This window comes from Rhizobium sp. WYCCWR10014, from assembly GCF_001657485.1.
Classification (GTDB): domain Bacteria; phylum Pseudomonadota; class Alphaproteobacteria; order Rhizobiales; family Rhizobiaceae; genus Rhizobium.
The window spans coordinates 293,588-313,819 of sequence record NZ_LXFU01000030.1 but is presented as its reverse complement, the minus strand read 5'-3'; the positions used below and the strand labels follow the sequence as shown (position 1 = coordinate 313,819).

General features: G+C 57.4%; 19 protein-coding genes and 5 pseudogenes. 16 read left to right on the top strand and 8 right to left on the bottom strand.

Annotated elements, in window-relative coordinates:
• Positions 1-230 precede the first annotated feature (230 nt).
• The 5 genes and pseudogenes from A6U98_RS35805 to A6U98_RS12230 form a co-directional block, all read left to right on the top strand.
• Positions 231-489 (top strand): annotated as a pseudogene (locus A6U98_RS35805) (transposase domain-containing protein); the annotation flags it as partial.
• Between the two features lie 332 nt (positions 490-821).
• Positions 822-1,277: pseudogene (locus tag A6U98_RS38005) on the top strand (NAD(+)/NADH kinase); the annotation flags it as partial.
• Between the two features lie 45 nt (positions 1,278-1,322).
• Positions 1,323-1,916, top strand: a complete 594-nt coding sequence (locus tag A6U98_RS38000; protein WP_348627434.1) for a hypothetical protein — start codon at positions 1,323-1,325, stop codon at positions 1,914-1,916.
• 28 nt (positions 1,917-1,944) lie between these two features.
• Entirely contained in the window at positions 1,945-2,229 is a 285-nt protein-coding gene (locus tag A6U98_RS12235; protein ID WP_156667840.1) for a hypothetical protein, read from the top strand.
• Positions 2,230-2,327: 98 nt separating this feature from the next.
• On the top strand, positions 2,328-2,510 hold the full coding sequence (locus A6U98_RS12230; RefSeq protein ID WP_064650018.1) for a hypothetical protein: 183 nt from the start codon (positions 2,328-2,330) through the stop codon (positions 2,508-2,510).
• A gap of 213 nt (positions 2,511-2,723) precedes the next feature.
• Here the strand turns inward: A6U98_RS12230 and A6U98_RS12225 are convergent, their stop codons facing one another.
• Positions 2,724-3,080: a DUF3658 domain-containing protein gene (locus A6U98_RS12225; protein WP_280950226.1), complete on the bottom strand. Its 357-nt coding sequence runs from the start codon at positions 3,078-3,080 to the stop codon at positions 2,724-2,726.
• Positions 3,081-3,647: 567 nt separating this feature from the next.
• Between A6U98_RS12225 and A6U98_RS12220 the strand changes: the two are divergent.
• A pseudogene (locus tag A6U98_RS12220) lies at positions 3,648-4,451 on the top strand (IS66 family transposase); the annotation flags it as partial.
• Here the strand turns inward: A6U98_RS12220 and A6U98_RS12215 are convergent.
• Positions 4,448-4,897 (bottom strand): hypothetical protein, encoded by a 450-nt coding sequence (locus tag A6U98_RS12215; protein WP_156667838.1) that lies wholly within the window; start codon positions 4,895-4,897, stop codon positions 4,448-4,450. The pseudogene A6U98_RS12220 and the gene A6U98_RS12215 overlap by 4 nt on opposite strands.
• 175 nt (positions 4,898-5,072) lie before the next feature.
• On the opposite strand from A6U98_RS12215, the pseudogene A6U98_RS37625 reads away from it, so the two are divergent.
• Positions 5,073-5,219: pseudogene (locus A6U98_RS37625) on the top strand (IS5/IS1182 family transposase); the annotation flags it as partial.
• Between the two features lie 141 nt (positions 5,220-5,360).
• On the opposite strand, the gene A6U98_RS12205 reads toward A6U98_RS37625, so the two are convergent.
• Both A6U98_RS12205 and A6U98_RS12200 read right to left on the bottom strand, forming a co-directional pair.
• The gene (locus tag A6U98_RS12205) at positions 5,361-5,759 is read right to left on the bottom strand and encodes a nuclear transport factor 2 family protein (RefSeq protein ID WP_064650012.1); all 399 of its coding nucleotides are present in this window, start codon (positions 5,757-5,759) and stop codon (positions 5,361-5,363) included.
• Positions 5,760-5,917: 158 nt separating this feature from the next.
• Positions 5,918-6,943 (bottom strand): NmrA/HSCARG family protein, encoded by a 1,026-nt coding sequence (locus A6U98_RS12200; RefSeq protein WP_082933894.1) that lies wholly within the window; start codon positions 6,941-6,943, stop codon positions 5,918-5,920.
• A gap of 62 nt (positions 6,944-7,005) precedes the next feature.
• Here A6U98_RS12200 and A6U98_RS12195 point away from each other — a divergent pair, with 62 nt between their 5' ends.
• The 7 genes and pseudogenes from A6U98_RS12195 to A6U98_RS12170 all read left to right on the top strand — a co-directional run bounded on the left by A6U98_RS12195 (position 7,006) and on the right by A6U98_RS12170 (position 14,255).
• On the top strand, positions 7,006-7,467 hold the full coding sequence (locus A6U98_RS12195) for a helix-turn-helix domain-containing protein (RefSeq protein ID WP_064650010.1): 462 nt from the start codon (positions 7,006-7,008) through the stop codon (positions 7,465-7,467).
• A 174-nt stretch (positions 7,468-7,641) separates the two neighbouring features.
• Positions 7,642-8,593 (top strand): annotated as a pseudogene (locus A6U98_RS12190) (IS66 family transposase); the annotation flags it as partial.
• Between the two features lie 99 nt (positions 8,594-8,692).
• Positions 8,693-8,803, top strand: coding sequence for a transposase domain-containing protein (locus A6U98_RS38120; RefSeq protein ID WP_348532678.1), 111 nt, complete (start codon positions 8,693-8,695; stop codon positions 8,801-8,803).
• 584 nt (positions 8,804-9,387) lie between these two features.
• Positions 9,388-10,299 carry an AraC family transcriptional regulator gene (locus A6U98_RS12185; RefSeq protein WP_064650009.1) on the top strand — a complete coding sequence of 304 codons (912 nt, stop codon included), beginning with the start codon at positions 9,388-9,390 and terminating at the stop codon, positions 10,297-10,299.
• 433 nt (positions 10,300-10,732) lie between these two features.
• On the top strand, positions 10,733-11,677 hold the full coding sequence (locus A6U98_RS12180; RefSeq protein WP_064650008.1) for a LysR family transcriptional regulator: 945 nt from the start codon (positions 10,733-10,735) through the stop codon (positions 11,675-11,677).
• Between the two features lie 277 nt (positions 11,678-11,954).
• On the top strand, positions 11,955-13,274 hold the full coding sequence (locus A6U98_RS12175; protein WP_064650007.1) for a HAMP domain-containing sensor histidine kinase: 1,320 nt from the start codon (positions 11,955-11,957) through the stop codon (positions 13,272-13,274).
• Positions 13,275-13,922: 648 nt separating this feature from the next.
• Positions 13,923-14,255, top strand: a complete 333-nt coding sequence (locus A6U98_RS12170) for a hypothetical protein (RefSeq protein WP_064650005.1) — start codon at positions 13,923-13,925, stop codon at positions 14,253-14,255.
• 327 nt (positions 14,256-14,582) lie between these two features.
• Here the strand turns inward: A6U98_RS12170 and A6U98_RS12165 are convergent, their stop codons facing one another.
• The gene (locus A6U98_RS12165) at positions 14,583-15,257 is read right to left on the bottom strand and encodes a response regulator transcription factor (RefSeq protein ID WP_064650004.1); all 675 of its coding nucleotides are present in this window, start codon (positions 15,255-15,257) and stop codon (positions 14,583-14,585) included.
• 144 nt (positions 15,258-15,401) lie between these two features.
• A complete protein-coding gene (locus A6U98_RS12160) occupies positions 15,402-16,142 on the bottom strand; it encodes an alpha/beta hydrolase (RefSeq protein ID WP_064650002.1) in 741 nt (246 codons plus the stop codon).
• Between the two features lie 101 nt (positions 16,143-16,243).
• Between A6U98_RS12160 and A6U98_RS12155 the strand changes: the two genes are divergently transcribed.
• Positions 16,244-17,149, top strand: coding sequence for a LysR family transcriptional regulator (locus tag A6U98_RS12155; protein WP_064650001.1), 906 nt, complete (start codon positions 16,244-16,246; stop codon positions 17,147-17,149).
• A 116-nt stretch (positions 17,150-17,265) separates the two neighbouring features.
• Here the strand turns inward: A6U98_RS12155 and A6U98_RS12150 are convergent, their stop codons facing one another.
• Positions 17,266-18,138: a LysR family transcriptional regulator gene (locus A6U98_RS12150; RefSeq protein WP_064650000.1), complete on the bottom strand. Its 873-nt coding sequence runs from the start codon at positions 18,136-18,138 to the stop codon at positions 17,266-17,268.
• A gap of 147 nt (positions 18,139-18,285) precedes the next feature.
• Between A6U98_RS12150 and A6U98_RS12145 the strand changes: the two genes are divergently transcribed.
• Complete coding sequence (locus A6U98_RS12145; RefSeq protein ID WP_064649999.1) at positions 18,286-18,948, top strand: hydrolase; 663 nt, start codon at positions 18,286-18,288, stop codon at positions 18,946-18,948.
• 340 nt (positions 18,949-19,288) lie between these two features.
• Here the strand turns inward: A6U98_RS12145 and A6U98_RS12140 are convergent, their stop codons facing one another.
• Positions 19,289-20,188: an AraC family transcriptional regulator gene (locus tag A6U98_RS12140; RefSeq protein ID WP_064649997.1), complete on the bottom strand. Its 900-nt coding sequence runs from the start codon at positions 20,186-20,188 to the stop codon at positions 19,289-19,291.
• Positions 20,189-20,232: the final 44 nt, after the last annotated feature.

Genomic DNA, 20,232 nt, shown 5'->3' with positions numbered 1-20,232 from the left:
CGCGGCCAGTTCATTGGCGTGACCCAGAAGCCAGTGCTCGAACCGCAAGGACCTCTGGATGAAACTGCAGGCCGAGCACATTGGGTCCGCGCGAGAAGCGGTGGCCTGAGCCACTCGTGTGGTGTCGTCTGGCACCATCGCATCTCAATGCGAACGGAGATCAAGGAGCTTCATCGCCAATCTAGCCGATAGTTCACGTCACTCATGATCAAGCCGAGGGTTGTCCTTGGCAGATGCCGATCGATAACAACATTCTGGAGAGCGAGATCAGAGTTTTTGCCAATGGCAGGAAATCGTCGCTGTTCAGCGATACCGTCGACGGAGCCAGGCCAGCGGCGTGATCTAAAGTATTATAATGACCTGCCGCGGCTGTCGCGTCGACCCGCTCGCCCGGCTGCGCCACCTGCTCACAGAGTTGCAGCAGCGCAAGAAGAGGCCGAAATCGGCGACCTTTTGCCGTTCAACTACTCGAAGACAAATGCCCAATAGTGAAGAAGTCGTCAAGGCGCATCGAAAATCGCGCTTTCGATTAATGCGTGCGGTCTCTGTTTCGACCAATCCTCTTCGTCTCCAAAACATGCCTCACAAACCAAACCGAATACGATAGCGCAAGATTGGCGCCTTCGTAGCAGCCTCGGCGCCGCCCTTCGCAAAAACGTAAAGTAATGTTCAGTCCACCTGACCGGCGAAAATGGTGTCTGGCAACGCGCCCTTAACCGATCTCACCGTGAGACCGATCCGCTAACGACGGAGATACGCATGGCACATCTCGATCAAAAAATCACCTCAACCGGGCGGGTCCGCTATTAGGATTCGTTGTCAACCCAGTTGCGGGGATGGGCGGGAGCGTTGGTCTAAAGGGTACAGATCGGGAAGCGACTGTTCGTGAAGCTATGCGACGCGGCGCCTTGCAGGTTGCGGGCGAAAGAGCAGCTAAAGCACTGATCCGCTTAACTGCATCCTTGCCACAAGTGAACGTTTTAACGGTTGCCGGGGCAATGGGTGAGCAGGTGGCGCGCTTAGCTGGCATTGAACCCAAGGTATTGCATCTTTCGAACACAGGTTTGTCGACGAGCGCGGATACTCGCTCGGCCGTCGGATCGATGGTGACCGAGGGCGTCGACTTGATTCTATTTGCAGGAGGAGACGGCACGGCACGCGATATACTTAGCGAAAGCGGACGAAAAGTGCCGATTTTCGGTATCCCTGCAGGAGTGAAGATGCATTCGGCCGTCTTTGGCACGACTCCAGCAAACGCAGGTCATCTCGCCGCATTGTTCCTGTCTGGCAGCGCGAGTGCGCAAGTGCGCGACGCCGAAGTGATGGACTTGGATGAAGATGCGTTTCGTGCCGGCTCGATCTCGGCGCAGCTTTATGGCCATGCGCCGAGCCCATTTGAACGCCGCCTTGCACAAAACGCAAAGGCCGGCTCGGTCCCAGGAGAAAACGAGACGCTAGATGCGGTGGCACGACAAATAGCCAAGGGAATGCGCGATGGTCAAGTTTACATTCTCGGGCCGGGAACGACCACCCGTCGCGTGGCTGAAGCTCTCGGCATTAAGACAACACTGTTGGGTGTGGACGCGCTTCTGGATCGTGAGGTCATCGGCCTCGACCTCGATGAGAAGACCCTTTTGAGCATTATCGAAGGTCGACGGGCCGAGATCGTTTTCAGCGTGCTCGGCGGTCAGGGCAGCCTTTTCGGTCGCGGTAACCAACAGATCAGCGCTGAAGTAATCCGAAGAGTGGGACGTGACAACATCAAAATAATCTCAACTGCCGAGAAGCTTATCAATTTGCCCTCTGGTGCTCTCCAGGTTGACACCGGCGACGCCGAAATCGACGCAATTATGGCAGGCTACATTCCCGTCATAACCGCTCCCGGCCGCACCATGTTGGTCAAGGTTCGGGCCTAGTCAAACTGCTCAAAAAGGAGAAATCTCTGTGAGAGACGTGTCTGCACACCCGTACATGGCTAACTCGGTGCCGGCGATTCAGCAGGAGATGCTGGATGCGATCGGTGTCACCTCCATTGAAGAATTGTTCGCGCAAATCCCTCGGGATCATCGGCTCGCACGCCCGCTCGATTTGCCCCCGGCGCTTAGTGAGCGCGAGTTGCGCCGTCATATTACCGATATCCTCGCTAGAAACACTACCACCGAAGTCGTCAACGGTCACAAGCAGGGCCAGATCGATAAGCTTTTGCCGTGGAATTGTCCGGTTGAATAACCGAGGAAGGGGGGCGCCATTTGCGGACCTGAAGCCTCCCTTAATTGCCCCTTTTGGTGACATGACATAACATGGCGAAATCGAGAGAGGGCAGAGTCATGACGACGTTCATTGCCGTGCTTGTTGGAGTCGCTGGCGGGATCGCCCTGCTGGCTGCGGTTTTTCTTTTTGCTTTCCGTCGAAAGACAATGAAGGAGAAGCCCGTCAAGTCCTCCGAAAACCACGATGTGTTTGAGAAGGACCCGAGCTTCTATAGCTCGTATGACCAGCATAACACTTGAATGCGCGGGGTCACTTCGCGCACACATTGATCCTATCGATCAAAGAGCCTGGCATAAAATTGCAGATACATATCCTGGCGACGCGTAAGCGGCACACCGCTTACTCTCCTTTCGATCTCAATGAATCAAAACGAGGGGTACGTCCACAAATGTTGTGTTTCAGCTTGTAAGGTTGGCGACTGCACGGCAGTATTTGCCGATTGCCGTGATGGCTTAGCTTGGCAGGCGGACTTGGCAAGTCCTCATTTCCGAGGGATCGCCATCTGCGATAAGGGCACCTTCCTCAACCAAATTGATGACGCGCTCATGCAATGCCATGTCGCCGACCTGTAAATATGGGTCACTACTCAGACCGAGAGCGTTGCCGATTATAAAAGCAACCTTTTTCCATTCCGAATTTGCCTGCGCCAGTAGCAAAGCATCAAAGTGATCGATAGGTGCGGACGCGAGACCATCTGCTGTTACGACACGGAACGGTGCATTGTCGGCCATAAGCTTTTCCCATCTCCGCTGGTTCAGAATGTCTTCATTAGCAGAAACGTTTCTTTCGCGACCGAAAAGCGTAGCCAGCCCGTTGCCAGGTATGATCGAAACGGCTTGACTGGATCACTCCGTCAGTGCCATTGCCCCATCTGACAGGCACCCGAAGGCCTGTCACATCAATGACATGGTAGTGACGTCCCGCCATTCGCCATGCCCACGCTAGGCGAAAAGCCATTTCTCTAGCTGAATGTCGCCCAAACCAGACGACCAACCGATCTGCCTTGCTCGCGTTCAACCAGAAGGCGTGAAGGCTGTTCTCAATATCCCAGCCATCCATCTGCCGCCAAACTGCTCGTGCAGATGGGGCCATGTCTGCGATGGGGCCGCAACTCAGATCATCCTGAAACACCAGTAAGTCGTCATCACGGCCTGCAATGCGAAGAGCCTCTCGCAACGACCCCGCGGCTGAATCACCTGGAATAATATGGGTTGTCTTCATTGGAAGCTCCACGCAATCGCATGAAATCTGAGAGTGAGAGCAATACCAGTAAACTCGAAGCATATGAACTGCTCGGTTGCGGCAGACCTGCGGCCGCCTATGTTGCGTTACCGGAGTGGCCGATGGTTCCACGGCAGGAGTTCTTGAATCCCACGGTGCTTGATCCCGGCTCGCGCAAAACCAAGACCGGATACTTCTGGGTGTTGGCACGGGATGATCGCGCATGGAATGGTAGTGTTCCGCCGGGCGTCGCCTTCACCTTTGCTCCCGGTCGAGGGGGCATTCATGCCGAACGCATATTACAGGGCTTCTCCGGCAGCCTGCAGGTCGATGGCTATGCCGGATATAACAGGCTGATTGCACCAGACCGGATTGGCCCGGACATTCGGCTTGCCTATTGCTGGGCACACGCTCGCCGCAAGCTGGTGGAGATCACCCGTAACGGATCAGCACCTGTTGCCGAGGACGGCGTCAAGCGGATCGGTGAACTGTATCGCATCGAGGCCGAGTTGCGCGGCCTTGATCCGCAGGCTCGGCTTGCTTGACGGCAGAAGCGGTCAGCGCCACTGGTCGCCGACATGCAGGGCTGGCTTGTCCATCACCGTGCCCGTGTCGCCACGAAGTCCCCGCTCGGCGAAGCTTTGGCCTACATCGCCAAATTTTGGGACGGCCTAAGGCTCTTCCTGACCGACGGCCGCATCGAGATCGACAACAACAGCGTCGAGCGAACCATTCGGCCAATAGCCTTGAACAGGAAGAATGCTCTCTTCGCCGGGCACGACGCGGGAGCTGAGAACTGGGCAACCATCGCCTCGCTGATCGAGACCTGCAAGCTCAATACCGTCGAGCCGTTTGCGTATTTGACGAGTATCCTCACCGCCATCGTGAACGACCACAAGCAAAGCCAGATCGACGACCTATTGCCGTGGAATTGGATGAACAAAGCAGCCCAAATTTAGCGGCCTTTTTGGTTTGAAGGGCCGAATCTATCTGTTCTCCGCAGCTCAATGACGGGGTCATGAGGCCGAACCGTTATGGTGCGTTCGCTCCGGTAAGCCCGGCCGAGATCAGAAACAATTTCAATTTCGCAAGCGACTTTGGCTGGGGCAATGATGGAAACCTTGATGGTTGCATTCGCGAGCCACACTTTCGGCATCGAATTTGCCTCCATCATTCGCAGAACCGCGCCCCGATAATACTCCTCTGACACAGTGATGACGCGACCGTCAGAAGTCTCAGTCGCATCCCTCAGCTTGAGCTGAAGTTGGCCTTCGCCGAGACGTTCGAGGAGCGCAACGTACTGGCCCAAAGACCAATAACCATCGTGATCATTGTACCGGCTAACAAATGTTCCGAGAATGTCGTGGCAAATCCCTTTGAACTGGTTTCTTCTGGACATCTGCAACCTAACTCTCTTGCCGCCGACCAGAGGATATAGGAGCACTTCTCGATGGCAACGGCTCTGGCTTTATTACGTCTCTACAAGGTTACCCAATATGAGTGGCAAGCCTTTCAATCCACTCGCTCGCCATGGAGAAGCTCGATCAGAGACCTGTAGGCAAGACAATGCGGGTCTGGAACAGCGGTTACACTGGAAACGCCATAAAATTGAGAACATGTTCAGCAAGCTCAAGGACTGGCGGCGCATCTACACACGCTACGACCGCTGCGCGCATACCTTCTTCTCAAGCATGTGCATCGCGGCCGCTGTTATCTTCTGGCTGTGAGTTATGAGTCCTGAGCCTGGATCATAGGCCACCAAAGTATCGACGGAGTCAGTCCAGTCTGGTCTCGATTCTCTTTTGGTCTCGCAAGAATTGAGAGCGCCGGTTCTCCGTCGCGCCGTACCACGGCGCGAAAACTAGCCATCAACCAAACACTTCTAGGACGTGGAGCAAGTCTGTGTATTCGCGCACCTTTGCAATCTTGTCATCTTGGATCGTAAAGAAGATAGCGTACTCGTTTTCGTACACTTTCCCGGATTTAGTCGTGGCATGCGAACGGGTTTCGACTGCGACGATGTCGCCTTCGCCGATGATGCTGACGATCTGCATATCGAGGCCGTCGGTATAGGCTGAAAGCATGTTGCGGAACATTTTTGCAGCCTCATCTTTTGTCTTCGTGCCCGATGACGGAAAGAGGTGCGGCTTGCCGTTGACCCACCAGGTCGCATCGTCTGTCATCGCTTCAATCAGGCCGTCAGCATTCGACTTCTTGAAGTGGTCGCAGAACTCGCGCACGACGCGCTTGTTGTCTTCAACGCTCATTTCGGTCCACAATCTTAGTTGGAGTTGGAGTTGGAGTTGGAGTTGGGGTTTGAGTTTGAGTTTAAGCGATGTCCGGCCCGCGGCGGGAATTGCGGCTGGGGCCGGACTTTTAGGTGAGGCGGGATCAGATATCTCCGATGTGGGGGTAATCAGGTTTGTCAGAGCCCAAACTGGTGCTTACCGCCGCGCCAGCCCGAGGTTTGGAGGAACTTTTCCCAGGAGAGCGTTTCCGGGTTCAAGCGGCGGCTCCAATCCAGATCGTGTTCCTTGCCAAAATAGCCGTATTCGACTGCATATTCGACCATGCCGATCAGCTCCTGCACGAGGAGATCATTGGCGCCGAAACCAGGAAAGTAATGCAGGAGTTCGTCACGCTTGAAGGCGCTGCGGTATTCGGCTTTGATGCCCGTTACTCGCTGAAATGTCTCGACTATCTCGCGAGGCGAAATGATATCACCCACGATCGGAAGTGTCTTGCCCTTGAAGGTGTCCGGGTCGGACAAGACAGAGAGCACGGCCGGTCCCGTCGCCGTCGTCGGGTCGACAAACGGTGCACGGAAGTCTTCGGGAAGATAGATCGGCATGAGAAGCGTGTCCCCTTTCATCTGGGGAACGTAATATTCTAGGAGGTTCGTGTAGAAGAATGCGAGCGACACGAACGAATGCGTAACGGGCAAAGTCCGAATGTAGTCAGCAACCAAAGCCTTGTCGGTGAAGTGCGGCGTATATTTCTTGCACGCGGTGATCTTGTCGACATTTTCCAAAGTCGAAAAAACGATGTGGCCCACGCCGGCCTCGACCGCGGCGTCGGCAAGCTGTTTGCCAAGCGCAAACTCGGCGTTGTTTTGCGGTTCAAGCTGAGGCGTCATCAGATAGGCGCCGTCGGCACCCTGGAATGCTGCGACAAGTTCCTTTTGATGACCAAGACCGAGGGGCGCGACAACAATTTCCGCACCCAGATCCGCCAAGCTACGGGCTTCCGCTGAATCGCGGTTTCTGGTCAGGGCGCGGACCCGATACTGATTGCTTTTGAGCAACGTCGTCGCAACGCTGCGTCCCTGTTTGCTGGTTGCGCCGACAACCGAGACAGCGGTTTTTGTTCTTGAGACATCGAAGCTTAGTTCCTCGTGTAGGTTCAGCCATTGGAAACGCGCACCTTGGTTTCGATGCAACCGTCTTTCCATGCGAGCTACATAAGAGTAAGATGCCTGCTTAGTAAGTACGTACAAAGAGAGCATGTAGTATCATGAATGATAGTACCCCCACGAAGCGGACACGTCGCGCAGCGACGAAGACCGGATGCGCGGTTGAGGCGACGATCTCGGTCATTGGTGGCGTCTGGAAACCCGTCATTCTATTTCAATTGCTCGACGGCAAAATGAGATTTAACGCGATCTGTCGCCTCATTCCTGCAGCGACACCGCGAATGATCACGCTTCAACTGAGGGAGTTGGAAGCCGACGGCATTATCAGCCGGATTATTTATCCCGAAGTGCCCCCCAAGGTTGAGTATGAACTGACGGAACTTGGGTTCTCACTGGAGCCGTTACTGGTTAGCATGTGCGAATGGGGGGAGAGGCTTCAGGCGTTGCATGGCATTACCTGCGACACGGGAAATTGCAGACCTCGGTCTCATAAGGCTTTGCTAGGTAAGCTTGATCGCTGGGCCGCGGCTACAGGTGAGTCACATTCTACGGAAGGGCCATGATTTGCAGTCTCGTCGCGGTGAGTTTGCCGGTTTGCCGGAATCTCGCGGTGAAGCCTCTGGTATCGCGAACACTCAACGCTCGCTCAGGTTACGAAAGGCCGCGGCAGCGCGGACAGCAAGCGCGCTCCACGACCACGTAAGGGGTTTGCGCCGCATCTCGAGCGCGTCGAGGTCGTGATCGAGCCGGAAGACCTGCCAGAGCATGCGGGTGAGACGAAAATCCTGATTGGAGAAGATGTCTCCGAGCGGCTGGACGTCGTCGCTGCGAAGTTCCGGGTGATCGTCACTCGTCGTCCCAAGTATGCCTTTCGCAACGATGACGGCGTCATCCAGGCGGCGGCTCCGGCACACATCATCGAAGGCGGCATTCCGACGGAAGCACTCCTGGCCCAGATCGCCGTCTCCAAATATGCCGATGGCCTGCCGCTCTATCGCCAGGAAGCCATCTACGCACGCGATAAGGTCGAACTCAACCGCAAGCTCATGGCACAATGGATGGGTAAGGTCGGGTTCGAACTCAATATCCTCGCCGACTATATCCTGAGCGAAATCAAGAAGGCCGAACGGATCTTTGCCGACGAAACGACCTTGCCAACACTTGCGCCTGGTTCCGGATCAGCGAAGACAGCGTGGCTTTGGGCCTATGCTAGGGATGACCGAACCTTCGGGGGCAGCGGTCCACCGATGGTAGCCTATCGCTTCGAGGACAGTCGAGCCACCGAGTGTGTCGCACGACACCTGAGCGGCTATCGTGGAATCCTGCAGGTCGATGGATATGCTGCCTATAACAAGCTCGTCCCACAGCCGGAGAAAATTCTACGAGTTGCATGTCGCAAAGAGCTCGAAAGTCGCTACAGACACCGTCGAGCGTATGGCGAGGTTATGGGAGATCGAGGAGCGTGTGCGCTGCCAAAGCCCTGAAGCTCGTGTCGCTGCACGCCAGGAGATCTCCGCAGCGATCGTCCGTGACCTCTTCACTCTCTGGCAGGCGACCCTGCCGCGGGTCTCTGGAAAATCCAAACTCGCCGAAGCTCTGCGGTATGCCATCTCGCGTCGAAACATCTTCGAGCGCTTCCTGACCGACGGCCGCATCGAACTCGACTCCAACATAGTCGAGCGAGCAATCAGACCCCAAGCGATCACGAGAAAAAATAGTCTATTCGCTGGAAGCGACGGTGGCGGCCGAACTTGGGCGACCATCGCGACGCTCCTGCAAACGGCAAAGATGAATGCCGTCGATCCGCAAGCTTGGTTGACCCAGACGCTTGAGCGCCTTGCGAATGGATGGCCCAGCAGTGAAATCGACGCGCTCATGCCATGGAACTACGGCGCCTGAACGGGCCCGGCTTGTCGCTTACTGTCATCGCTCCTATGCCAAGGATAGCCCAGTTGAATGACACACGATGTTACTAAAAACCGGAACGACAGACCGCGAGGCATATGGCGGGACGAGCGAGTGGAGAAGTATGATGACTCCTGATCCACTGGCTGTTGATCCGCTCGAGCGACGTTCCCTGGATCTGTCGCACGCAAAACAAGGTTTACATACAGACGCCGGTGGAAGCTGATGACCCGGTTGCACGCCGATAATCACCGAGAAGAACGGTTGCGACGACGACGAGCGCCATCACCTGCCGTTCATGCAGAGGTCCGTCCCACACTATGCGCGAGGATCGTTGTCGACTTTATTTCACTAAGGAGAAAGGCAAAAAAATTATTGTAAACCGAAACCGAACGGGTAATCCTCATAGGAGGAAGCTACATCGACTCTTCGATGGGGCAAATTAAGACTGTGTAGCTTTGACAACGTTGCGCAACCCGGATGCGTCCTGAAGGACGATAGACGGTGACGTGCTTCGGGCCAGTTTTTCTCGCGCCTGAATCTGACAGTTCGATAGCCAGATCATTGGAGACTTGCCTTTGAGCTCGCCCGTTTATTCATCTTTTGCTCAATGGTACGCCGAGGGCCACTTAGCTCCCTACGTGCACACTATGAGATCTCCTGGTGGAGTTCTCAATCTTCTCGAGGCGGTTCAGCCTGCCGGAGACATGTCCGACCCGGCCGTCCCGGATTTCGTGCTCTACCAGTGTCTGCTTGGCGGCAACCGAGTCAGCGGCGACCTGGGGTGGGGGCGCTTCGACGTATTGAGCGAAACGGGCAGTTTCTTTCCTGCTGCGCCCGACTTCGCCAACAAAGTCATGGTGGAAACCCCCCATAGGCTTCGTAGCTTGTCTTTTCCTATCGTGCAGTGGCAGAGCGCTCTCGATGAAGCGACTGACGGCAAGTTCTCGTTCAACCGCCTTGGTATCGGCGGCGGGACATTTTCTTCGCCAGCTATCAGATCGGCGCTTCGCGGCCTTTGGGCGCTCAGTGACTCGGAGGGGGCGCCATCACGTCTACTTGCGCGCGCCGCAGGATGCGAAATCCTCGCGGAACTCTATCGATTAGGAGGAGGGCCACTCAAGCCTCCGAAAGGGGGTCTTGCTCCATGGGCAGAACGACGCTCTCTGGAATTCATGCGGGCAAGGCTCTCGGAGGATGTCAGCCTCGACGAACTAGCCGCTGAGGCGCAGCTTTCGACCTTCCATTTCTCGCGCATGTTCAAGCAGAGCCTTGGCGTACCGCCTCGAGTATACCTGACGCGGATGAGGATGGAAAAAGCCTGCGAGCTACTCGCGCAGACAGAACTTTCAATCACAGACGTCGCATTGGAGGTCGGATACTCGTCAAATCAAGTCTTGACCCGGGTGTTCAGCAGAGTTCATAAGATGACGCCTACCGACTACCGCCGAGCGGTCCGCTCGAGCAATTCCGAGCCGCTGATCCGCTAGCCGTTGCGTGGTTCTGTAGTAGCGCTGAAACATGTCATTCCTGGACTATCGTGATTTGCCGGGCAGTGCCCGAGAGACGGATCTCTCCCCAGAGATCGTTAAGCTTCTCGACCGGATAGCTACCCATTGCGGCCGTTCCCTTCAATTCTCCGTGTCATAACGGAAAGCAGAAGAGGGGGGTTCACCCTTTAAGCCAACCCCCTTGAACTGATCGGATCACGACGGTTTGAGAAGTCGATCGCAAGATCGGCACCGTCGCAGCAATTTCCGCACCGCCTTCCGTCCAAACGTTCGCTACGCTTGGCCGAAGCAGGAGATCGCTCGGGCTTTTCATTGAACGCAGTCCATTGCCCTTGGACTTACAACAACGACGCGCTGCCGATACCGCGCGTCATTTCATGGACAGCCTCGCCCGATAATAGGAAGAGAATTAATGCATATCGATGAACTGCGAACGTTTGTGGAAGTAGCCGATGCCGGTGGCGTCTCGGCCGCGGCGTTTCGCCTGGGTTTGTCTAAGTCGGTAATCAGCCGGCGGCTTGCGCGTCTCGAAGCAGGGCTTGGAGTGCAATTGCTGTCGCGATCCACAAGAGGGATTTTCCTCACGGAAGCAGGCGAGAGCTTCAGAGAATATGCAGTGCGCGCCAGTGCTGAGATGGAAATGGCACTGGACGCCATCCGACTTGAGAATGAACTTCGCGGACGGCTTCGTGTCGCGGTACCACTATGCGATGGTGAATTGCACTTCACGCCGGTACTCGCGGACATGGCTCATCACCATCCAGATCTGAGGATAGACGTGACGTATAGCGACCGCGTTGTCGATTTAGTCGCAGAAGGTTTCGATTGCGCCATCCGAGTAGGAGTCCTCCGCGACTCAAGCCTACTTGCAAGGCGAGTAGGCGTGATCAACTATAAGCTTGTCGCCAGCCCGGACTACGTCGCGCTGCACGGCTCGCCCGAGACGCCAGATGAACTTTCCTTTCACAAGACCTTAACAGGCACCCAAGCCTGGAACCTCAATGAGCACGGAAAGATCATTACTTTCCAGCCCGACGGTCACTTCAAAGCCGACAGCAGCAACGCACTTGCCAGTGCTGCTGTGGCCGGTCTTGGCATCGCTTATCTTCCTGACTTCGTCACTCACCAATATCTGGCATCTGGCGCGCTCATTCCGATCATGGACAGCTATCCTATACCCGCAGCTGGGATTTTCCTTTTGAGACCAAGCAGTCCTTATACTACGGCAAAAGTCCGCGTCTTCTCTGACCTCTTGGCAAGATCGCTCGTGACGAACCGGAGTCATCAGGTTGCTGGCAAGCCAGGGCCTCAAAAACCTCATCGCAGCGCTTCGGGTGAGCTGGAGCTGACGCACTGACGTCGCGCGCTAGATCCTGGTGTACTAAGCGTGAGCCGTATGCGGCTGGCTCCGGAGCGACGAGATGCGCTGCCGTTCTCTGCCGCGTCACGACGGGTGGGCGACTTTTCGTACGCGAGCCGCTTCATGAAGCCAGCTGCGGATCTGATAAAGTCATCGAGCCCGACGCACTCTATCAGCACACCTCGCGCCGGAATCGAAAACTCAACGGTGCACTTTGCGTGGGCGATATCATTAAGGCGAAGGGAGTGGGCTGTCTGCTCAAGGTTTGGAGGTGATGCGCCGTCAGCCATCCCTGAAGACGCGTCTCATCGCAGGCCAGCTCGCTCTTCAATTTCTAGCGGTCGCAGCCGCCGCAATCGGCTTCGTCATCTTTTTCATGAACTCCGCTCTCGACGGGATGTATGTCGAGGAAACGGTCATCGACGTTGCCGCCCGTTCCGTCACCCGCAACGCGGCCGGCATGGCCGTCGTTACCGTGACGCCCGAACTTGCCAGACTTCGAGAGGAGGCGCCGGATCTGTGGTTCGCCGCACGTCTTGCCGACGGCGAAGTAGTGACCGTCGGCCGCGTACCGGCGGAAGTCGCCGCGCTCGTCCCACATCTTGACAAGCTGGCGTCTGCGGATCTGCGCGGCGAATTCGCGCCGTTCACGCTGTCCGCTATCCTGCGACGAGGAACGGGACCGGCGGGGGAGATGAGGATCATCGCGCACGGCCGTGTCCGGCCGTTCACGGCGCTTATCATAATCGCATCGAACGTGGTCGCCACGACGATTTTCCTCATTCTGGCGCTGATCTCGGCCATCGCAACGCCGGTTATCGTCAAACGCGTCTTGGCAGGTATAACAAAGACGGCAGAGGAAGCGGAGCGGATTGACGCGGAGCAGCGGGGCGTCCGTCTTTCAGAAGACAAGGTGCCGCGCGAGATCGCGCCGCTGGTCCGCGCCTTCAACGAAGCACTCGGCCGTCTCGACGAAGGCCACGATCACCAGCGCCGCTTCATCGCCTCGGCGGCACATGAACTGCGAACGCCGGTCGCGATCTTGAGAATGAAGATCGATGCCTCGACCGACCAAGGACTGCGTTCGCTCTTGCCGGACGTATCACGGCTCGCCACCCTTTCCGAGCAGTTGCTCGATCTTCATCGGCTGGACAATGGCCCAACGGCTGGCCGGATCGACCTCGGCGTCCTTGCACGTCGCGTTGCTGCCGACCTTGCGCCAGTGCTGATCGCGACGGGTAGGACAATCGAGGTGGTCGTCGTAAGGCGCGGCCTGATACGGGGCGACGCGGGATCAATCGAGCGCGCGCTTACCAATCTCATCCAGAATGCCGCTAATCACGGCGGCAACGAAGTGATCGTGCGGGTCGACGGAGCCTCGTTGGAAGTTCGGGACAACGGTAACGGCATTCCGAGGGCGGAGCGCAGCAGGGTGCTTGAACCCTTCTATCGCATGCGCCCGCACTCTACCGGCGTCGGCCTCGGCCTTAACCTAGTGAAGCAGGTCGCCGACTATCATGGAGGTCGCATCAGCATCGCAGATTCTCCCGGCGGCGGTGCGATCGTCAGACTGGATTTCCGGTCGATGCCTTAGCTGCGGCGGAGCAAACGTAGGCGCAAAGTTTCCCTGTTATTTCATTGGCGGTGCGAGATGCGGTTCGACGTCTCCATCTCGTAGCTTTCTGCAGCTCGGCGCCACCGTAGGACGCTGCCCTGTCTTGCGTGAGGTTGATTTGATGACGGATGATGGACGGCAACGTTCCGGCTGGCCGGAGATGATCACGGGGCTCCAGTCCTATATCTTGCTTCTTGCCTTGTTCGGCCTGTCGCTGGGGCTCCTGTCTTAAATCGATCCCGTCATCCTCGGTATTGTCGGTTTCGACGGCGGGAGGTTTCGTCGCTATCGGTGCTTTCGCGGTGGCCCGGGCTCACGCTTCTCGCCGCTTCTCTAGATCGCGACGGCGTCATGGATGCCTCATGAAACTCTACCCTTCCGCCCGTTCCACGTCGGTTCACCAGTCGCCTACGAGAGGACCGATAGGCAGTGCTCCATTTATTGCCGATGGCCCTGCGGGCAGGGATCCTCGATCAGGCGGTTCGCCTGTCAATTTCCAACCCGGACAATGTTGCTGCAATCTTCGACTGATTTTTGACTTCTTAGGAGGCCGTCGAGCGACGTCCCTCTATCCATGGACCATGCCAGCAACAATTGCCGGCGCCAGCCCTCACGGAGATCAACAGAATGCTGAAACGCCCTTATGTCGAATACCGCCGCACTGCGACGACGATCCTCTCCATCGCCCTCCTCGGCGTTACCGTGACAGGGTGTGTATCAGCCGAGGAGCGGCATTACAGGGACACTGGGACGTGCGAGAGCTTTGGGGCGCCCTATGGGTCGCAGGCTTACACGGACTGCATGCTGGAACAGCAGCGTCGCCGCGACAGCGCTCAAATGGATTCGCTGGAGCGGACTCGGATGACGCAGGAGATTGCGAAAAATGCCCAGGTCATGGCCGATCGCGCGCGCTGGGACCGCTGCAAGCGCAATCCCGACCGGCGCGAGTGCCGGCGATAGAAGCCGTGCTGCCTCTGGGATCGGTCCGAGGCCAGAGGCGGCCTTCAGTTCAGGGGTAATCAAGCTTCTTGCTGACGCGCCCGAACAGCAGCGCGAAACGCGCACCGCGAGGCCTCAGACGGCAAACCCGTCAAGACGAGAGTTCTCGGATACGGACTTCGGCGGCGTCTCTCCCCGACAATCCAAAAGCCGGGAGGAGACGTGGCATAACCACCGGACCGGTTCAGTCCACAAAAAAGGTCACAAGGCTGAAGGCTGCCACGGATATCCCGAGGATGGCTACACCGTCCGAAAGACACTCTGAGATTTTAGTGAATTTCGGTAATCTCAATCCGCTGCCCTGAGCAGATAGCCCACTCCTCTGACCGTATGAATCTCGACGCCAGCTCCGACATCGCTCAGCTTTCGCCGAAGGCGCGAAATATGGGAGTCGAGCGTATTCGATTCGATAGCGTCGTCGTAGCCGTACACGGCCTCCTCAAGAGACTCGCGCAAGACGACGCGGCCACGTCTACGGACCAACGCTGTTAGGACGCTTTTTTCGCGCCTCTGCAACTTCACCCGCGTTTGACGCACGTGTGCTTCACCGAACGCTACGTCGAAAACGAGTTCGCCGATGTTGACTTCGTCCGGTGCGAGCTCATGCGGACGGCGCCGGACGGCACGAATGCGTGCTAGCATTTCTTCAAGATCGACAGGCTTGACCAGATAATCGTCAGCGCCCTCATCTAGTCCGGCAACCCGTTCCAAGAGTTCTCCTCGAGCACTTAGAACAATGATCGGTACACCCGGATTATCGGCTCGGAACCGCGGAATCAGGCTGAGGCCGTCACCGTCAGGGAGCGTACGGTCAAGCAGGATGAGTTCGTGCGCACGCGACCTAGACGCCTCAGTGGCAAGCGATACGCTGTCCACCCAATCCACCACAAAGCCGTCGCGGCCAAGCGCAACTCGCAAGGCTTTAGCGAACTCGACTTCATCCTCGATAAGCAGAATCCTCATGTTTTTCCCTTCCAAGGCGCCCTGAGCTTCGAGAGCGTCGCCACCCCATGTAGGAAGTTGAAGAGGAGAAGCAAAAACGGAAGGCGGGCCTTGAGATGTCATCTGCCGGGTGGTCCTTTGTTCGACCCGCCTTTTCTGCCTCTGTCAGTCTACCGCGGCGACGGCCTTGAGGATGACGTCGGCTGTCTCCACGGCATGAGAGATATAGACCATATGGCTGGACTTGATGTCTGTCGTCTCGGTCCCTGCGCGCGCGTACATCCAACGCATCAGCTCCGGTGGGATCACTTTGTCTTCGGTCGACACGACGCCGAATGTCGGCTTTTCATGCCAGGCAGCGTGCTGGAACCTCGCCTGATAAGGCTCGAGCGTCATAGGTTTTGCTGATGCGGACATAAAATCGGTGATGTCCTTCGGGAGATCCGCGGCGATACTGTTGTGATAGGAACCGGCAGCCGGAACGAAGCTCCGAGCGTCGAGCATCTTCATGTCGATCTTCATGGGGAAGCGCTTGGCAAGTTCGGTGAGATTTTCACCGATGTCCGGTTGAAGCGCTGCGACATAAACCATCGCCTTCACTGTATCTTCGGTGCCTGCCTCAGTGATGACCGCCCCTCCGTAGCTATGACCGACCAGAACAGTCGGACCGTTCTGCTGTCGTAGAATCAATCGGGTCGCCGCGACGTCGGCGGCAAGGCTTGTATGGGGCAACTGCACGACGCTGACTGAAAGACCCTTGGCCTTGAGAATGTCATAAACCTGCTTCCACCCGGAACCGTCCATGGTTGCGCCATGGACCAGAACGACATTGCGTGCATCGGCATAGGCGGGGCCGGAGACCATAATTCCTGCAAGAAGGGCGAACATGGATTTCGTAGTGGTCATTTTGTCCTCGGCGTGTGAAATGTGATGGGAGGAAGATAGACCTTACCGCCGCCATCTATTAGGCCGTGCAATTCGCATGTGGATATCGATGAGCTAGATAAATGGACCGCCTCGTCCTACGTGACCTCGCCGTCTTCGAAACGGTCGCACGACACCGCAACTTTACCGCTGCAGCTGCGGAACTCGGAATTTCGCAGTCCTCGCTGAGCTACGCGGTCAGTCAGCTCGAGCGGCGTCTCGGGTTGGCGCTGTTCGCGCGAACGACAAGAAAGGTTTCACTGACACAGGCAGGCCAGAAACTGCTCGATACGCTGGTGCCGGCCTTCCAGGACATTGGTAACGGCTTGGCGAATATCCAGGAGATGCGCGCGACTGTTTCGGGTTCCGTCCGCCTGACCATGGTTCCTTTCGCCTTCGAGACGATTTTCAGGCCCACTCTGAGATCGTTTAGAGACAAGTTTCCGAACGTCTCGGTCGAGGTCTCGATCGATGAAGGTCTGAGCGACATTGTCTCCGACGGCTTCGACGGCGGCATCAGGTTCAATACGCTGGTGGAGAAGGACATGGTTTCCGTCCCCCTGACGCCGTCCAGTCCGGTCACTATTGTCGCCTCATCCGACTATCTGCAGAGAAGGGGGGTGCCGGTCAAACCAGAAGACCTCGCCAGTCACACTTGCATCGGTTACCGTTTCGTCAGCTCGGGCAGGCTCTACAGATGGCCGCTGGCCAAGGGCAAAAAGAAAGCTGATTACGGGACCGACGGAGCGCTTGTGTTCAATGACGGTGAAGCGATCCGCGCTGCGGCACTCGACGGACTTGGACTAGCATACGTTTTTCGATCGCAGGTGCGCGCCGACATCGAGTTGGGGAGGCTGGTGAGTGTCTTGACGGATTGGCTGCCTGATCTGCCGGGCTTCAGTCTCTATTATCCTAATAGGGTTCGGACCGCCCCGGCATTCAGGTCTGTGATCGACCATTTGAACAGCATATACCGGTTCGGCAGATGAAGCTGTGCTTAGAAGCGTCCGAATTAGCGATCCGGGCTGATGTGCCTGCGGTTGGCTCATGTCCGTCGGCGTCGGACGTGTCTGTCGGCTACGACCGCCAGCACGGCCAGACTGTTTCAGGTTTCACCTCCGAAACAGGCGGTCATCATCTCGATCAGCACGCGGACTTTCCTGGACGGATATTGACCCGGAGGGCGCAGTACGAAGACGCCGCCCGGAGGAGGGGGGTGGCGTGTCATGACCGGAACGAGGGCTCCCGACGCGATATGTTCATTCGTCAGACCGTCAGGCACTCTGGCAATGCCGATACCGGCTAAAGCGGCCGCCACGAGAGCAACGCCATTGTCAGCCTTGAACCGACCCTGCGGGTGGATTGTCACGATCGTGTCACCGTCTGTAACGTGCCAAGTCTCGGCGCCGTGCAAGAGCGCCTGATGGTCGAGGAGTTCGTCCGGCGTCTCTGGAGAACCGTGGGCTTCGATGTAGTCAGGGCTCGCGACGAACTTTCCGTAGATCGGACCTATTCGTATTGCGACAAGATTGGATTCCGAAAGGGTACCAACTCGGATCGCGCAATCGAAGCCTTCAGCGACGAGATCCACAAAGCGGTCCGTGTAACAGGACTGGACGTGGAGCTGCGGATGTTCCCGCGCCATCTGAGCGAGGATTGGGGCGAAATGCGTCGGGCCGAAAGATAGCGGCGCCGCAACTCGCAGGCGCCCGCGAAGCTCGCCTGCGGGAGAGATGGTTTCACGCCCGGCGTCGATTTCGGCAGCCACCCTGGCGGCGTAGTCACGGAACGTGGCTCCGGCTTCATTGAGGACTGTCCCTCGGGATGTCCTGGCGAAAAGTCGGGTTCCAAGATGCGCTTCCAGCCGGGCAACGCGTCGACTGACCATCGACTTGGAGACGCCAAGCCGTGCCGCAGCAACCGTCACTCCGCCAGCGTCGGCGACTTCGACGAACGCCTTCAGGTCCTCGATTTCCATTATCCGTTCCTCATTCTGCGACACCGCTTAACACATTTCAGCACTACCGCGTCGATCGCGGGAATGACAGGCTCAGCGTGGATAGTCTCTCCGCGGAAGCTGTCCCCGCAACACACCTGATGAACCGCCAAAACAGGAATTTTTCAAATGACCCTTCGCAACGGCCTCGACTCGCTCCTTCGCCCCGAAGACTCAGTGCTGGTACTGATCGACCACCAGCCCTACCAGCTGGCTAACGTGAACAGTCACGAACCGACAATGGTGGTCAACAACACGGTCGGTTTGGCAAAAGCAGCGAAAGCCTATGACGTCCCGACGATTCTCACCACGGTCATCGCCGAGAGGGGCGGCAACCTGTTTCCCCAAATCGCCGCCGTCTTTCCCGATCAGGAAATCATCGACCGAACGTTTATTAATACCTGGCAGGACCAAAAGGTTGTGGATACCGTGAAGGCGACAGGTCGTAAGCAGCTGATCATTGCGGGTCTGTGGACCGAGGTGTGCGTTGCGATGCCCGCAATTCAGGCCGCGGGCGAGGGATGGGACGTCACGGTCATCACCGACGCATCCGGCGGCGTCTCTGCCGAAGCACACCAGGTGGCGATCCAGCGTATGATCGCCGCAGGCGTCAACGTGATGACCTGGCTCGCTCTTGCGTCCGAATGGCAACGTGACTGGGCTCGTGCCGAGCAGGCCGCGAAGGTGACCGAGGTCGTAGTGCAGCACGTCGGGGGCAGCGGGATCGCCTATCTTTGGGAGCAGCAATTGCTCAACACGCCGGTGCCGAGCTCGCCGGGAAGCGGCGTATAAGGGCAAAGGGATGACGGAAGTTCCGAAGCGACGTCGTGACAAGCGCACCGCGAAGAGCCTCCGTCATTCCCGCCTCGATTGGGACTGGTGCGAGAGATGACGATGCGTGAAAAGCACAAGGCCATCATCATTGTCTTTGACAGAAACCCCGACCCAAGGAAATCCCTTCGTGCTCAAGATGAACGTGTCCTCCTCGAATTTTCACGTCGCCGGATCGGCCGAAATTCAGGATCGAAAAATGGCTCGGGGCGGCCCGGAATTGAGGAGATCGCCGCCCGCGCACTAGGCATCAGCATCTTCGCTCACAGTTATAAGCCATTGCTCTGGAGTAAGTTGGCCATCACGCGGCGGTGCTTTCGCGGGCAAAGCTAGCGGGCGACTTACCCACGTGGCGGGTGAACGCGACACTGAACGCACTCGCCGAGCCGTATCCCACGCGTTCCGCGACCTCTGCTACCGCGACATCAGTGCGAAGTAGCTCCTTCGCCATGGCCATGCGCCAGCCCGTGGCGTACTCCATCGGTGCAACACCAACTTCTCGACGGAAACGCTCGAAAAAACTTGAGCGGGACATGGCAGCATCCTGCGCCAGGCCTTCCACCGTGATGCCACGTCCCGGATCCGCATGAATGCGCCGGAGGGTGGGAGCAAGCTGCGGGTCGGCCATTCCGCGCAAGAGGCCAGGCGAGGCTTCCGGACCGGCCATCGAGCGTATCGCTTCGATCAACAGCACCTCCAGCAACCGGCGAAGCACCATGTCGCGCGCCGCGCGATCAGCTCTTGTCTCGTCATTGATCATCCGGACGAGCTGCGTCAGCCGTTGCTCGCCGCGGACGTGAATTGTCTCCGGAAGCAGCGAAACGAGAAGAGCCTTGTGGTCCGAGCCAAACGCACAATGGCCGACCATCGCCACGACCTCGGCGGGAGCCGCGGGGTCTCCGAGCCGGAAAGTTCCCGGGCTGATTTCCAGCCGCTGCGCCAGTGCTCCCCGCGGCGGGGGGGTCATGCTGCTGATGGTAAACGAACGAAGTTCAGGAACGAGTACAAAGTCACCGGCCGCCAGGATCATCGGCTCGTGCCCGACGATCGTTATCACGCAGCGTCCTTCTACAACCGCGCAATAAAAAGGGCTTCCGACTTCGGTGCGCTCGACGAGCCATCGACCTCCGCCGACTACCAGCTTGGAAATAGACGGGCTCGGTTTGAGCAGGGAAACGATTTCTGCGACGGGGTCGGTCATTTCGGACTTCTGCTAAAAATTTTCGGACGATTAGAAATAGCAAG

Bases quoted from the DNA above. Each gene is read 5' to 3' on its own strand.
- A6U98_RS38000 (WP_348627434.1), top strand. From the start codon at position 1,323: ATGGACTTGGATGAAGATGCGTTTCGTGCCGGCTCGATCTCGGCGCAG.
- A6U98_RS12230 (WP_064650018.1), top strand. From the start codon at position 2,328: ATGACGACGTTCATTGCCGTGCTTGTTGGAGTCGCTGGCGGGATCGCC.
- A6U98_RS12205 (WP_064650012.1), bottom strand. From the start codon at position 5,759: ATGAGCGTTGAAGACAACAAGCGCGTCGTGCGCGAGTTCTGCGACCAC.
- A6U98_RS12200 (WP_082933894.1), bottom strand. From the start codon at position 6,943: ATGGAAAGACGGTTGCATCGAAACCAAGGTGCGCGTTTCCAATGGCTG.
- A6U98_RS12195 (WP_064650010.1), top strand. From the start codon at position 7,006: ATGAATGATAGTACCCCCACGAAGCGGACACGTCGCGCAGCGACGAAG.
- A6U98_RS38120 (WP_348532678.1), top strand. From the start codon at position 8,693: ATGAATGCCGTCGATCCGCAAGCTTGGTTGACCCAGACGCTTGAGCGC.
- A6U98_RS12180 (WP_064650008.1), top strand. From the start codon at position 10,733: ATGCATATCGATGAACTGCGAACGTTTGTGGAAGTAGCCGATGCCGGT.
- A6U98_RS12175 (WP_064650007.1), top strand. From the start codon at position 11,955: ATGCGCCGTCAGCCATCCCTGAAGACGCGTCTCATCGCAGGCCAGCTC.
- A6U98_RS12170 (WP_064650005.1), top strand. From the start codon at position 13,923: ATGCTGAAACGCCCTTATGTCGAATACCGCCGCACTGCGACGACGATC.
- A6U98_RS12165 (WP_064650004.1), bottom strand. From the start codon at position 15,257: ATGAGGATTCTGCTTATCGAGGATGAAGTCGAGTTCGCTAAAGCCTTG.
- A6U98_RS12160 (WP_064650002.1), bottom strand. From the start codon at position 16,142: ATGACCACTACGAAATCCATGTTCGCCCTTCTTGCAGGAATTATGGTC.
- A6U98_RS12155 (WP_064650001.1), top strand. From the start codon at position 16,244: ATGGACCGCCTCGTCCTACGTGACCTCGCCGTCTTCGAAACGGTCGCA.
- A6U98_RS12150 (WP_064650000.1), bottom strand. From the start codon at position 18,138: ATGGAAATCGAGGACCTGAAGGCGTTCGTCGAAGTCGCCGACGCTGGC.
- A6U98_RS12145 (WP_064649999.1), top strand. From the start codon at position 18,286: ATGACCCTTCGCAACGGCCTCGACTCGCTCCTTCGCCCCGAAGACTCA.
- A6U98_RS12140 (WP_064649997.1), bottom strand. From the start codon at position 20,188: ATGACCGACCCCGTCGCAGAAATCGTTTCCCTGCTCAAACCGAGCCCG.